General features: G+C 64.1%; 10 protein-coding genes. 4 read left to right on the top strand and 6 right to left on the bottom strand.

The annotated features are described in order from the left end of the window. The first annotated feature begins 9 nt into the window (after positions 1-9). Complete coding sequence (locus EB815_RS21495; RefSeq protein WP_056576715.1) at positions 10-555, top strand: DUF924 family protein; 546 nt, start codon at positions 10-12, stop codon at positions 553-555. A gap of 45 nt (positions 556-600) precedes the next feature. Here EB815_RS21495 and folK read toward each other — a convergent pair whose 3' ends face one another. The 3 genes from folK to folP form a co-directional block, all read right to left on the bottom strand. Further along, the gene (gene folK, locus EB815_RS21490) at positions 601-1113 is read right to left on the bottom strand and encodes a 2-amino-4-hydroxy-6-hydroxymethyldihydropteridine diphosphokinase (protein WP_056576712.1); all 513 of its coding nucleotides are present in this window, start codon (positions 1111-1113) and stop codon (positions 601-603) included. Continuing rightward, on the bottom strand, positions 1097-1456 hold the full coding sequence (folB, locus tag EB815_RS21485) for a dihydroneopterin aldolase (protein WP_056576709.1): 360 nt from the start codon (positions 1454-1456) through the stop codon (positions 1097-1099). Before folB ends, folK begins: the two co-directional genes overlap by 17 nt. Before the next feature lie 71 nt (positions 1457-1527). Further along, positions 1528-2412 (bottom strand): dihydropteroate synthase, encoded by an 885-nt coding sequence (gene folP, locus EB815_RS21480; RefSeq protein WP_056576706.1) that lies wholly within the window; start codon positions 2410-2412, stop codon positions 1528-1530. A gap of 99 nt (positions 2413-2511) precedes the next feature. On the opposite strand from folP, the gene EB815_RS21475 reads away from it, so the two are divergent. Together EB815_RS21475 and EB815_RS21470 are read left to right on the top strand one after the other, a co-directional pair. Beyond that, positions 2512-3135: a DUF922 domain-containing Zn-dependent protease gene (locus EB815_RS21475; protein ID WP_056576702.1), complete on the top strand. Its 624-nt coding sequence runs from the start codon at positions 2512-2514 to the stop codon at positions 3133-3135. 231 nt (positions 3136-3366) lie between these two features. Continuing rightward, positions 3367-4842, top strand: coding sequence for an MDR family MFS transporter (locus tag EB815_RS21470; RefSeq protein WP_056576699.1), 1476 nt, complete (start codon positions 3367-3369; stop codon positions 4840-4842). A 102-nt stretch (positions 4843-4944) separates the two neighbouring features. Here the strand turns inward: EB815_RS21470 and EB815_RS21465 are convergent, their stop codons facing one another. From EB815_RS21465 to EB815_RS21455, 3 genes are all read right to left on the bottom strand, one after another. After that, positions 4945-5982 carry an NAD(P)/FAD-dependent oxidoreductase gene (locus tag EB815_RS21465; protein ID WP_056576698.1) on the bottom strand — a complete coding sequence of 346 codons (1038 nt, stop codon included), beginning with the start codon at positions 5980-5982 and terminating at the stop codon, positions 4945-4947. Positions 5983-6062: 80 nt separating this feature from the next. Beyond that, positions 6063-6383, bottom strand: a complete 321-nt coding sequence (locus EB815_RS21460) for a 2Fe-2S iron-sulfur cluster-binding protein (protein WP_056576695.1) — start codon at positions 6381-6383, stop codon at positions 6063-6065. Between the two features lie 99 nt (positions 6384-6482). Next, a complete protein-coding gene (locus EB815_RS21455; RefSeq protein ID WP_056576692.1) occupies positions 6483-6851 on the bottom strand; it encodes an Hpt domain-containing protein in 369 nt (122 codons plus the stop codon). Positions 6852-7126: 275 nt separating this feature from the next. On the opposite strand from EB815_RS21455, the gene EB815_RS21450 reads away from it, so the two are divergent. Continuing rightward, positions 7127-13642, top strand: coding sequence for a kinesin (locus tag EB815_RS21450; protein ID WP_056576688.1), 6516 nt, complete (start codon positions 7127-7129; stop codon positions 13640-13642). Positions 13643-13645: the final 3 nt, after the last annotated feature.

Below are 13645 nucleotides of genomic sequence, written 5' to 3'. Positions count from 1 at the left end.
GAAGCATGCATGGAATTGGACAGCGGGGCCCTGTCGGTCACCAAATTCTGGCGTGACGCCGGCGAGGATGCATGGTTCGAGAAGAACGATGCCTTCGATGCCGGTTTCCGCGACCGCTTTCTTGATCTGCACTACGCCGCCGCGCGGCGCGAATGCGACGACTGGGCAGAACACGCCGAAGGCTCTCTGGCACTGATGATCCTGCTCGACCAGTTTCCGCGCAATTGTTTTCGCGGTACCGGCCACATGTACGCCACCGACTCGCTGGCCAAGCATTTTGCTCGGAAGGCGGTCGCCGCCGGGCATGATCTGGCGCTGGACCCTGAAGTCCGCGTGTTCCTGTACTTGCCGTTCGAACATGCTGAAAACCTTGCCGACCAGGACATTTCGGTCGAACTGCACACCGCCAGGGCCGAACTCAACCTGAAATACGCGCTGGAGCACCGCGACATCATCCAGCGCTTCGGCCGCTTTCCGCACCGCAACAGGTTGCTTGGCCGCGAAACCACGGCGGAGGAAAAGGCATTCCTGGACGCAGGCGGTTTCTCAGGCTGACGCCCGTCCCCCAGGGAAAGCCGTCTCACACTTCCTGGAATTGTTTCAGGCTAGCCACCAGTCACGGCCGGACGGCAATCGCTCGATGCCGGCGGCGTCCACGGCGCCCAAGCGCTCCGACACGCTTCGCCCGCCTACGGCAAGATCCGGAGCGATCTCGGCCAGCGGGGCCAGCACGAAGGCGCGCTCCAGCATGCGCGGATGTGGCACTTCCAGGCCCGTCTCGTGGATGATGCGGTCGCCGAACACCAAGATGTCGATATCGATCAGGCGCGGCCCCCAGCGCTCCTCACGTACCCGCTTCAGCTTTCGCTCGGCATCGAGGCAGAGATCGAGCAGCGCCCGCGGCGAGAGCCGGGTCGACAGTTCGGCGGCGGCGTTTAGGAAATCCGGCTGATCGAGCTTGCCCCAGGGCGGCGTGCGGTAGAGCGAGGAAACAGCGGCGACGCGCGTGTCCGTATCGGCATCGAGAATACGCAACGCCGCTGCCATCGAGGCAGCAGGGTCGCCCAGATTGCCGCCGAGGCTGAGGTATACGGTGTTACTCCGGCCAGACAACGGTCACCTCGACATAATCGAGCACGCCAGGCACCGGCGCGTTCGGCTTGCGCACGGTGATTTCGGCTCTCTTGATCTGCGGAAACCGCTCCGTCAGCGCCTTTGCCACTTCCATTGCCAGGGCCTCGATCAGGAAGCGCCGCTCGCCGGTGATGATCTTCTCGATCACAGTGAAGGCAATGCCATAGTTGACGGTTTCCCCGATGGCATCGTCGACAAGCGCGCGGCCGGGTTCGACCGACAGCACCGCGTCGACATAAAAACGCTGGCCGAGCGCCTCCTCCTCGTCGAGCACGCCATGCCGGGCAAAGAAGGCGCAATTCTTCAAGCGGATGACATACATGGCTCAGCGTCCCGATCTAGAGCGACGTGCGTCTACTTGGACGAACAAAATACGCTCTAACACTTTTGAATCTACGCATCGTGCTTTCCGAAAATCGATTCCGATTTTCGGGCCGATGCGGCGGTTTCACGCGCCAGCATAGCATCCGCCACGGCGAGCGCGTCCACGTTGATTGCGACATCATGGACGCGAAACAGATGTGCGCCCCTGAGCCTGAGAATGACGCTGGTCGCCGCCGTCCCGGCGGCACGGTCGGCCGCATCGCGGCCGGTGACGGTGCCGATGAAGCGTTTTCGCGAGGTGCCGGCCATCAACGGAAAGCCAAGAGCATGAAGCTCGGCAAAGCGCGCCATCAGGTCGAGATTTTCCTCGGCCGTCTCCTTGGCGAAGCCGAAGCCGGGGTCAAGCACGATGCGCTCGTCCGCAACGCCGTTCCGACGGGCGATTTCCAGCGATTTCTCCAGGAAGGCGAATTGGTCGGCGATCACGTCGGGCAGCTTTTCGCGATCCCGGCCCGTGTGCATGATGATGAGCCCGGCGCCGGTTTCGGCGGCGACCCGCGCAATGTCGGGCTCGCGCTGCAAACCCCAGACATCGTTGACGACATGCGCGCCGGCAGCCACCGCAAGCCGAGCGGTCTCGGCACGATAGGTGTCGACCGAAATCAGCACCTCGCCGGAACGTGCCAGCGCCTCGATCACCGGCAGGACACGCGCCTGTTCCTCGCTGGCCGATATCGCGGCAGCGCCCGGCCGGGTCGATTCTCCACCAACATCGATGATCCGGGCCCCTTCGTCGACCATGCGACGTGCCCGGGCCAGTGCCGCCTCGGGAGCATCAAACAGGCCACCGTCGGAAAAGCTGTCGGGAGTGACGTTGAGGATCCCGACGACCACGGCCTTGCTGTCAAGGTCGAGATGGCGCCCATGGGCCAGCTGCCATCGCCCCGCCGTCATTGCTCATCAACCATGGGTTCATCAATGATGTGTGATCCGCAAAGGATCAATTCCGTTGCGTTGGCAACGGCCGTAAAGCAAGGTGGTCGAAGAGGCAATATGATGAAACGAACCCTGCTCTGCGCGCTGCTGCTTGCTGTGACAACCGCCATCCCGGCGGGCGCGGCAAATGTGGTGAAAACATACAGCTATTTTTCCATTGGCGGCAGCACGCTCGAGGATATCGAGAAGCAGCTCTCCAAACACGGGCCGCAGGTCAAAAGCACGGGCTCGCGCCATCCCGGCGCCACCCAGATGGCCTTCACCACCCGTATCAGCTACGCCCGGCAGGCTGGCTCCTGCCGGATCGCCGACGCGGTCGTGACCCTCAAGGTCAAGGTAATCCTTCCGGAATGGCGCCGCCCGCGCAACGCGGATGCCGATGTCAAGCTGTTCTGGGATACGCTGGCTGCCGACATCAAGCGCCACGAAGAACGCCATGTCGAGATCGCCAAGAATCATGCCCGCGAGCTGGAAGACGCGTTGAAGGCGACCTATCCCCGGAAGGATTGCGATGCGGCCAAGGCCAAGGCGGCCGAGATCACCGCCGCCGTCCTCGCCAGGCACGACCGCGCCCAGGTGCAGTTCGATCGCGTCGAAAGCGTCAATTTCGAAAGCCGTATCCTGCGGCTCATGCGCTATCGCATCGAGCGCATCCAGAATGGCCAGTTGCCGCCGGCCTGAATTTCGCGGGCGCACCGAGTGGCGCCGACGCAGGCCAATCGGGCCGAAGCGTAATGCCAGCTTCGAAAAATTTTCGAACGGCAGTCGAAATCGGCCTATACGGAACGACATATCACGGGTTGGCAGGGCACAACCCTCCAAGCACGGGCATCACGGCCGATCGCGCGGCGCACCCACCAGACAAGCCCAATCGGTGATCCGGACAGCGCGCGAGCACATGGACAAAAGACTATGGACCAGGCTGTCGAAAAGCAGACCATCGCGGCTGCCGCAACACCGCTGACCGAGGCCGAAAAGAACGCCATCATCGGCGGCGTGCTCTTGTCGATGCTGCTGGCGGCGCTCGACCAGACCATCGTCGCGCCGGCAATGCCGACCATCGGGCATGCGCTTGGCCATGCGCAATATCTGCCCTGGATCGTCACCGGCTACCTGCTGACCGCGACCGCCATGGCGCCGCTCTACGGCAAGATCTCGGACGTCCATGGCCGTCGCCCAACGGTCTATGCCGCGATCCTGATCTTTCTTCTGGGATCGCTTGTCAGCGCGATGGCTCCCAACATGTTCGTGCTGGTGGTCGGGCGCGCCATCCAGGGCGCCGGCGGCGGCGGCCTGTTCGCCCTGGCGCAGACCGTGATCGGAGACCTTGTGCCGCCCAGAGAGCGGGCACGGTACGCGGCCTGGATTTCGGGCACCTGGGCGGTCGCCAGCATCGCCGGGCCACTGTTGGGCGGCACCTTCGCCGAACACCTGCACTGGTCGCTGATCTTCTGGATCAACATCCCCCTCGGCATCGCCGCGATGGCCATCATCAACAAGCCGCTGAGGAAGCTGCCGGTCGCGGCAAAGCGGCATCGCATCGACGGACTTGGCGCGCTGCTTCTGATCGCGGCCACCGCCCTGCTGCTTCTTGCCTTGAACTGGGGCGGCAGCGAGTATCCGTGGCTGTCGCGCGAAATCCTCGGGCTGGTGGTAAGTTCGGCCATCATCTGGTGCGCGTTCGCGCTGCGGCTGTTGCGCGCTTCCGAGCCGCTGATCTCGCTCGAAGTGCTCTCCAACCCGATCGTTCTCGGCGGCACGCTTTCCCTGTTCCTCCTGCAGGCCTCCAATATCGGGCTGTCGGTCTATCTGCCGGTCTACCTGCAATCGGTCATCGGCTTGTCTGCAAGCGAATCCGGCACCGCCCTGCTGGGGCTGATGCTGGGCACGGTTGCCGGCGCGACATTCAGCGGGCGCACCATCCCACGCTTCGCCCACTACAAGCGGATCGCCATGATCGGGTTGGCCTTCGCCGCCGTGTGTCTCGCCATCCTCACGCTTGTGGCCGGGCAGGCCTCGCTGCTGGTCGTCGAGATCCTGACGACATGCATCGGCATTGGCAGCGGCACCACCTTTCCGGTCGCCACGGTGTCGGTCCAGAACGCGGTCGACCCCAAGCATCTCGGCGTCGCCACCGGCGTGATGACGTTCCTGCGCTCGCTGGGCAGCGCGCTCGGCGTGGCGATCCTAGGTGCCGTCGCGCTGGGTAACGGCCTGCCGCTGGCTGGCGAAGGCGCCCAGGCGGGCGGAGCCGTGGCTGGGACTTCGGCTTTCTGGGTGATCTTCGCAGCCGCCGTGGTGATGCTGATACTGGCGCTTCTGACGCTCAGCCTGATGCCGGAAAAGCCGCTGCGCGGCCGGCCCGAAGCCCCTGTACTGGCGGACTAGACTGGAGCAATTCCACGAAAGTGCGACACGCCTTCCCTTGCGAATTGCGTTAAATCAAGGAGATAGGGCGTCTTTCTCGTTTCCGCGAAACAGTGAAACGCCCTAGGAAGCGTCCACCACGCCGAGCTTCTTCTGCAGGCTCGTGGACGAGGTCGTGTACTGGAACACGATGCGTTCGCCGGGACTGATGATGCGCTTGGCGGCCTGCGCCATCAGCGCCACTTCATGGAAGCCCGACAGGATCAGCTTCAGCTTGCCCGGATACCAGTTGATGTCGCCGACCGCGAAAATGCCGGGCACCGATGTCTGGAACTTCTCGGTGTCGACCGGAATCAGGTTCTCGTGGAGATTGAGCCCCCATTCCGCGATCGGGCCAAGCTTCATGGTCAAGCCGAAGAAGGGCAGCATGCGCGTGCATGGCACTTCGATATCGCCGTCCGGACCGCCCTTGATGGTGGCCGACGACAGTTGGCCGTCGGCGCCGGCCAGGCCAGTCACCTGGCCGACCCTGAATTCCAGCTGCTTCATCTCCTGCATGGCGTACATCTTGTTGACGCTGTCGGGCGCGGCGCGGAATTCAGGGCGCCGATGGACCAGCGTCACGCTTTTCGCCACGGGCTGCAGGTTCAGTGTCCAGTCCAGCGCCGAATCGCCGCCACCGACGATGACGAGGTCGTGACCGCGAAAATCCTCCATCCGGCGCACCGAATAGAAGACGCTCTTGCCCTCATAGGGCTCGATGCCGGGAATCGGCGGGCGCTTCGGCTGGAACGAGCCGCCGCCAGCGGCGATGACCACCACCTTGGCCTCGAACACCTCGTCCTCGTCCGTGGTCACGCGAAAGCTGCCGTCCTCCAGCTTCTCCAGGCTGGAGACCATGCGATTGTAGGTGAAGTCAGGCTTGAACGGATGGATCTGCTCGAGCAGCTTGTCGACCAGCCCTTGCGCCGAGATCGAAGGCCAGCCGGGGATGTCGTAGATCGGCTTTTCCGGATAAAGCTCAGCGCATTGGCCCCCTGGCTTGTCGAGAATGTCGATCAGGTGGCATTTCATGTCGAACAGGCCGAGCTCGAACACGGCAAACAGCCCGACGGGCCCCGCTCCGACAATGAGGACGTCTGTGCTGATGATCCCGGTCATGCGCTATGCCTCGCTGCTGGATTGGCGTGAGACTGCATGACCACCGCCCCGCTGCCAAGCGGCAGCTGGAAAAATCGGCTTCAGCCCTGCCGTTCAGGCACCCGCACCACCAGACCGTCGAGCGCGTCGCGCACCTTGATCTGGCAGGACAGCCGCGAATTCGGCTGGACGTCATAGGCGAAGTCCAGCATATCCTCCTCCATCGCCTCGGGCTCGCCGACCTCCGCCGTCCATGCCTCGTCGACATAGACATGGCAGGTGGCGCAGGCGCAGGCGCCACCGCACTCGGCCTCGATCCCGGGTACGGCGTTGCGGATGGCGTTTTCCATCACCGTCGAGCCGTTATCGGCATCCACGTCAAAATGTGTGCCGTCATGGGCGATGAAGGTCAGTTTGGTCATTTGTCACCTGAAGGGAGTTTCAGCCGAGATAATCACTCCGGCAAACAAGTCAACTGCCGCGCGAAAGCGGCGCTCGGTGACGTTTTTCCACAAACCGGGTCAGCGATTGATCGCGGCGATGAAATCGCGCACTTCGTCGATCAGCGTGCCGAGCCGCTTGAGCGTCTGGCTGTCTTCCGGCCGCCGCTCGATCTCGGTAGCGCAATCGGCAATGGCGAAGGCGCCGACGCCGCGAGCCGAGCCCTTCAACCCGTGAGCAAGCAAAAGCCGGTCCTTGAGATCGGCGTCGACTATTTTGTCGCGCACGGACAGCGCCTGCTGTACAAACAGCGCCAGCACCTCCTGCTCAAGAGCGCGATCGCCCATCGTCTGCCGGGCAAGGTGTGCCAAATCGACCGGTCGGGACTGCCTGGTTCCCGATACGTCGCCCCCGGGCATTGAGAAGGCAATGCCGCTTTCGCCACGCATGAACTCGAACTCCGTTTTCTTCGGCCGCCTGAAAAACTAGGCGAATCCAATGGACAACGGGTTAATGAATGGCCCGGAAAAATGTTGCGAAAACGGCGCCCAAATCACGCTTCCGTTAACCTTATATTTAAAGTTTTACGTATCCCGCGGAATGCATGTTTTCTTTACCCCCCTGTGTCATTACGATACGAGGGGTCCATTTTCAGCCTCCTGCGCGGGGGTAAGACAAACACAATCATATAAGCCCGCGGCAGCTAGTACAGGGTAGCGAAGGCATGGCGAAGAAACCAACGACGAACACGAGAACTCTCGACAACGACGTAGCCAGGGAACTGGAAAAAGCGCTCGATCTCGACCTCAGCGGCGACATCGGTAGCGGCGATCTCGATATCGCGGCTTCGATGGAAGATCTGGAAGCGCAGATATCCCAGGCCGCCGACGAGCTGGCTCGCGAAGGACGCAACCAGAATCCGGCCCCCGCCGCCCCTCAGGCGCCCGTGGCCAGCCAGCCCCCCGCGACCAATCAGGCCGCGAAGCCCGCGCCAAAGGCCAAGCCCGCTGAACTGCGCCCCGTGGAGACACGCAATGGCAATGGCACGCAGCCCGCGGGCTTTGCGCCGGCCAACGACGATCGTCAGAAGGATTACAAGACCCTCCTGCACAGCCTCAACAGGCGGGCTTCCAACACCGTCTACTGGATCATCGCGTTTGTCTCGCTTGCCTGGATCGCGGGTGCCGGTGCGCTCGCCAACCTGCTGTTCGGACCGAGCATCTGGCGTATCGGCACGCTCGACCAGTTCCTTGCCCGCCCCGAACTGATTGGCCTCGCCGTCGCGGCGATCGTGCCGATCATCCTGTTCTGGGCCTTCGCGGCCATGATTCGCCGCGCCCAGGACATGCGCATTGCCGCACAGTCGATGACGGAAGTCGCCTTCCGCCTGACCGAGCCGGAAAACATGGCGCAGGATCGCGTGATGATGATCGGCCAGGCTGTTCGCCGCGAAGTGGCGGCCATGGGCGAAGGCATCGAACGCACGCTTGCCCGCGCCGTTGAACTGGAAACGCTGGTCCACAGCGAAGTCAACCAGATCGAGCGCTCCTATTCGGAAAACGAAACCCGCATCCGTTCGCTGGTGGACGGGCTCGGCAGCGAGCGCGAGGCGGTCGTCACTCATGCCGAGCGGGTCCGCGCCTCCATTTCGGGTGCGCATGAGACGCTCAGGGATGAAATCGGCGCTGCCAGCGACATCATCCGCGACTCGATCCTCAACGCCTCGACCAAGCTGTCGATGACGATCACCAATTCCGGCGACACGCTGATCGACCGCATCAATGAAAGCTCGATGTCGATTTTCGATTCGGTGGAAGGCCGGCTCGACAGCATCACCGACAGGCTTACGACCTCCGGCGAGGCCTTCGCCAGCCTGCTCGACACGCGCATTGCCAAACTGACGGACACGACGGACGGCCTGACCCGGTCGCTGACCGATCTGCTCGACGATCGAACCACCGGCATGGTGTCGCTGCTTGGCGGCGCCGCGCGCACCCTCAATTCGGAGTTCGAAGCCAGCCTCAACGGCATCGAGCGCACGCTGGCCGAACGCGGCCAGGCGCTGATCAGCGAATTCCAGACCCGCGCCGAAGCACTGGACACGGGCACGCAGAAGCTCAATGCCGCGCTTGAGGCGCGAGCCCGCCAGATCAACGAGACGCTGGTCGAGCGCGCCCGCGAAATCGCCCACACTTTCGCCGAGAGCAGGGATACGCTGAGCGCGATGATCGATCAGGGCAAGACCCAGATCGGCGCCGACATGGCCGACATCGTCACCTCGACATCGAGCATGCTGGAGGCCCGCGCCAGCGACTTCGCCGGGCGCATGGAAGCGGCGCGCCACGTCGTCTCGCGCTCCTTCGACAGCGACATCCAGCGGCTCGCCGATGCTCGCGTCGGCATCGAGGAAGCCGTCGAAAACCACAGCCGCAAGCTTTCCGAAAGCCGCGAACGCATGGCGGCCGCCATGGAGGCGGATCTCGCGAAATTCGCCGAGGGCCGCGCCGGCATCGATGCCGCCGTGACCAACCAGGTGCAGAAGCTGGCCGAAGGCCGCGCCCTCATCGCACGCGCCCTCGAGGAGGACCTGCGCAAGGTCAACGAATCGCGCGCCGCCATCGATGCATCGCTCGGTAGCCACCTCGAGAGGCTGGAAGAAGGCCGCAACCGGCTTTCACTGGCCCTCAACGAAGACTCCGGGAAACTCGTTCAAGCCCGTACGATCATTGATGAAATGGTCGCCGGGCATGTTGGAAAACTGGCTGAAGGCCGCAACATCCTCTCGCGCGCCCTGGAAGCAGATCTCGGCAAGCTGTCTGACAGCCGCGCCAGCATTGACGGGCTGGTCGCCGGCCAGGTCGAGAAGATCGCCGAAGGCCGTGCGGTGCTCGCCAAGGCGCTGGAAAACGACATTCTCGGAATCAAGAACCTGATCGAGACCCATTCGGCAAAGATGGTGGAAGACCGCACCCAGCTCGGTCGTTCGCTCGAAAACGACCTCTCGGGCATCAGGGGCCTGCTTGACGATCATTCCGGAAGGCTTGCCAACGATCGCAGCCTGCTCTCGCAAACGCTCGAAGCCGACCTTGCCAAGCTGGCCGAAAGCCGCTCGAGCATCGACGGCTTGGTCGCCGGCCAGGTCGAGAAGCTGGCCGAAGGCCGCGACATTCTCAAGCGCGCGCTGGAATCGGACCTCAACACCATCAAGGGTGTCATATCCAGCCAGTCGGAAAAGCTGGCGGAGGATCGCGGGCAGCTTTCGCGGGTCCTGGAGGCCGACCTGCAGAATGTGAACAGTGTCATCGCCGACCACATGAACAGGCTGGTTCAGGATCGTTCGACCTTGTCGAAGGCCCTCGAGGACGACCTCGCCAAGCTTGCCGACAGCCGCTCCAGCATCGATGGTCTGGTCGCAGGCCAGGTGGAGAAACTGGCCGAAGGCCGCGACATTCTCAAACGCGCGCTCGAGGCCGACCTCAACACGATCAAGAACACCGTTGCCGACCAGTCGCAGAAACTGGTCGACGACCGCGCCCAGTTCGCCAAGGCGCTCGAAGCCGATCTCGAAAGCGTCAACAGCCTCGTCAACAGCCATTCCGAGCGGCTTGTCCAGGATCGCTCAACCCTGTCGAAGGCGCTGGAAGTCGACCTCGAAAGCGTCAACAGCCTCGTCAACAGCCATGCCGAGCGTCTGGTCCAGGAGCGCTCGACCCTGTCGAAGGCGCTGGAGGCCGATCTCGACAGCGTCAGCGGCCTGGTCGCTGGCCACGCCGACAGGCTTGTCCAGGAGCGCTCCACCCTGTCGAGAGCGCTCGAGGACGATCTTGCCAAGCTGGCCGAAAGCCGCTCCAGCATCGACGGGCTGGTCGCCGGCCAGGTTGAGAAGCTGGCCGAAGGCCGCGACATTCTCAAGCGCGCCCTTGAAGCTGATCTCGCCAAGCTGGCCGAAAGCCGCTCCAGCATCGACGGGCTGGTCGCCGGCCAGGTCGAGAAGCTGGCCGAAGGCCGCGACATTCTCAAGCGCGCGCTGGAATCGGATCTCAACACCATCAAGGGTGTCATATCCAGCCAGTCGGAAAAGCTGGCGGAGGATCGCGGGCAGCTTTCGCGGGTCCTGGAGGCCGACCTGCAGAAGCTGACCGAAAGCCGCGGTGAGATCGATAACATCATCGCCGGCCATGTCGGCAAGCTGGCCGAAGGCCGCGACATGTTGAGCCGCGCGTTGGAAGACGATCTCGGCAAGCTCGCCCAGACCCGCAAGGACGTCGACCGCTCGCTGTCGGGCCATATCGACCAGATCGCGGCCCGGAGCACCGACATTTCGGCCGCGATCGCCGCCGATGTCGACAAGATCGAGCAGGCGTTCAGCCGTCAGACCGGCGTAATCGAGGAACGCGCCGGAACCATGGAGCGTGCGCTTTCGACAGGCGTCGACAACGTCCGCAACGTGCTTGAGAAGAGTGCGGTCTTCGTCGCCGGCGCATTGCGCGAAAAGGTCCTGGAAGTCACCAGCACGCTGCATGAGCAGGCCGGTGCTGCCTTCAGTGACGCCGACCGCAAGATCGCCGAGCGCGCTGAGCAGACATCAGCCGCCCTTTTGGCGCGGGCCGAGGACATCGCCCGCACCTTCGAGGAGGCTGATCGTCGCCTCCACGCCCGTGCGGAAGATACTTCGAACGCACTGCTTGCCCGTGCGGACGACACCTCCAGCACGCTGCTGGCGCGTGCCCATGAAACCGCCGATCAGCTGGCTGCCCGCGCCGGCGAGATCGCCGGCACCTTCGACCTGGCGGACCAGAAGCTCGCCGCTCGCGCCCAGGCAACCACCGACCAGTTGGCCGCCCGGGCACAGGACACCGCGGATCATCTGGCGGCCCGTGCAAGCGAGATCGCCGGCACGTTCGACGCGGCCGACCAGAAACTGGTTGCCCGCGCCGTCGAGACGGCACAGTCGCTGGCCGCCCGCGCCGGCGACATCCTGCGCAACTTCGAAAGCGCCGACCAGCGGCTCGGCATGCGCATTGGCGAATCGGCCGAGGCGCTGGCCGCCCGCGCTTCGGACCTCGGCCGCATCTTCGATGCCGCCGACCAGCAACTGGTCTCGCGCATCGCGGAAGGCTCGGACGCCCTGTCCAGCCGTGCGTCGGAAATCGGCCGCATCTTCGATGAGGCAGACCAGCGCCTGGTCTCGCGTATCGCCGACAGCTCGTCGACGATCGGCGAACATGCGCAGACCATCGTCGGTGCTTTCGCCAACACCGAGCAGAGGGTCGCCGACCGTGCCCGCCAGACCGGCCAGGAACTGGCCGTGCATGCCCGCGAAATCGAGCAGGCGCTTGCCGGCGCCGACGAGCGTCTTGCATCGAGCGCGGCGGCCGCGGCCGCTCGAGTCGAGGAACAGATCGCGAGCGTCGAGAACCGGCTCGCCTTCACCGCCGAGACGATGGGGCAGAGGCTCAACGAACAGGTTTCGACCGCCGAGGCGCAACTCGTTTCGCGCGCCAATGTGATCGCCGAGACCTTCACCGCGGTTGGCCAGCATATCGGCCAGAGCACCAACGACGCCGCCAAGACGATCGGCGCCAACACCCGCGAACTCAACACCATGCTCGCGGCCCGCTCCGCCGAAATGTCGAGGATCCTCGACGAAACCGCCCGGCCGTTGGTCGAGCGCTTCGCCCAGGGTGGCTCGGAACTGCAGAAGAGCATGGAAGAGGTCACCGAACGCGCGACCGAGAAGCTGCGCAGCGAAAATGCCGCCCTTGTCAACGCGCTCGCCAGCCGCACCGCCGAGACCTTGTCGGCGGTCGAAGGCGCTCGCTCGTCGCTGTCAGACAGCGTTGCCGATCTTATCGGCCGCATGACCAACTCCAGCTCGCAGCTCGGTCAGCTGATCGAGCAGGCGGCGGTCAACCTCGGCCAGGTCGACGAACGCCTGACCGGCAGCACACAGAGCTTCGCGGCGACCACCGAAAAGGCGGCACAGACCTTCGCCAGCTCGGCGCGCCTGGTCGATTCGAACACCACAAGGCTGACGGAACTGTCGTCGTCGACCTTGCGCGAAGTGGCCTCGATCGCCACCAAATTCGATGAACACAGCCGTCTGCTGGCCAGTGCCTCGGACCTCTTGAGCTCTGCCCAGAGCAACCTCGAGCACACGCTGGAAAGGCAGTCGTCGCTCGAGGATCTCGCCGTCGGCCTGGTCAAGAAGTCGGAAGATCTCGAAAGGGTCATGCGCTCGTTCGAAAACCTCGTCGGCCAGACGCTGCAGAACGCCGAAGGCAAGACGCTGGAATCGGCCGACAAGATCCGCAACGCCATCACCGATGTCGTGGATTCGGCCACCAAGCGCTTCGCCGATGCGACCGAGGAGATGCGGCGCACCGCGGGCTCGATCAAGAGCGAACTCGACCTCACCCGCGCCGAGCTCAAGAAAGGCGTCATCGAGATGCCGGAAGAGGCAAAGGAATCGACCTCCGCCATCCGCCGCGCCGTTTCAGAGCAGATCAACGCCTTGAAGGAGCTTTCCGACATCGTTGCGAAGTCCGGCCGCGGCGGCGACACCTCGGAGCCGCGCACCTTGCGTCCGGCGCCGCAAGCGCCGGCCACCCGCGCTGCCGAGCCGCGTCGCGCGCCGGCGCCGCAGCAGCCCGAGCTTCGCACGCCTCAGGCGCCGCTGGGCGGCGCCGCACTGCGCGGCACGCTCGACCTCGAGCGTCCGGCTGAGGCGGCACCGCGTCAGCAACGTCCCGACGCCAACACCCGCACGCCGCAGGGCGGCTGGGTTCGTGACCTCCTGACCGCGGCGTCGAACGACGCGGATCTCAGGCCGGCGGCTGCACCCTCGGCGCCCGCGGAAGCGCCGCGCGCGGCCCCTGCGCAGCGCTCGCCACTGCATGTGGTGGAATCGCTGAACTCTCTCTCTGTCGACATTGCACGGGCCATCGACCACGACGCTTCGATCGAGCTGTGGAACCGCTATCGGCGCGGCGAGCGGGACGTGTTCACGCGCCGGCTCTACACGCTGAAGGGTCAGCAGACGTTCGACGAGATCCGCCGCAAATATCAGGGAGAGGCCGAGTTCCGCGCCGCGGTCGACCGCTACTGCGACGACTTCGAGAAACTGCTGAAGGATGTCTCGCGCAACGACCGCGACAACATCATGGCGCAGACCTATCTGACGTCGGACACCGGCAAGGTCTACACCATGCTGGCCCATGCCAGCGGCCGCTTGCACTGAGCC

The organism is Mesorhizobium loti (genome assembly GCF_013170705.1).
GTDB classification, from domain to species: Bacteria; Pseudomonadota; Alphaproteobacteria; order Rhizobiales; family Rhizobiaceae; genus Mesorhizobium; species Mesorhizobium loti_D.
This window is presented reverse-complemented; position numbering and strand designations above follow the sequence as displayed.

Excerpts from the sequence above, each read along its gene's own strand:
- EB815_RS21495 (WP_056576715.1), top strand. The coding sequence starts at position 10 with ATGGAATTGGACAGCGGGGCCCTGTCGGTCACCAAATTCTGGCGTGAC.
- folB (WP_056576709.1), bottom strand. The coding sequence starts at position 1,456 with ATGTATGTCATCCGCTTGAAGAATTGCGCCTTCTTTGCCCGGCATGGC.
- folP (WP_056576706.1), bottom strand. The coding sequence starts at position 2,412 with ATGACGGCGGGGCGATGGCAGCTGGCCCATGGGCGCCATCTCGACCTT.
- EB815_RS21475 (WP_056576702.1), top strand. The coding sequence starts at position 2,512 with ATGATGAAACGAACCCTGCTCTGCGCGCTGCTGCTTGCTGTGACAACC.
- EB815_RS21470 (WP_056576699.1), top strand. The coding sequence starts at position 3,367 with ATGGACCAGGCTGTCGAAAAGCAGACCATCGCGGCTGCCGCAACACCG.
- EB815_RS21465 (WP_056576698.1), bottom strand. The coding sequence starts at position 5,982 with ATGACCGGGATCATCAGCACAGACGTCCTCATTGTCGGAGCGGGGCCC.
- EB815_RS21460 (WP_056576695.1), bottom strand. The coding sequence starts at position 6,383 with ATGACCAAACTGACCTTCATCGCCCATGACGGCACACATTTTGACGTG.
- EB815_RS21455 (WP_056576692.1), bottom strand. The coding sequence starts at position 6,851 with ATGCGTGGCGAAAGCGGCATTGCCTTCTCAATGCCCGGGGGCGACGTA.
- EB815_RS21450 (WP_056576688.1), top strand. The coding sequence starts at position 7,127 with ATGGCGAAGAAACCAACGACGAACACGAGAACTCTCGACAACGACGTA.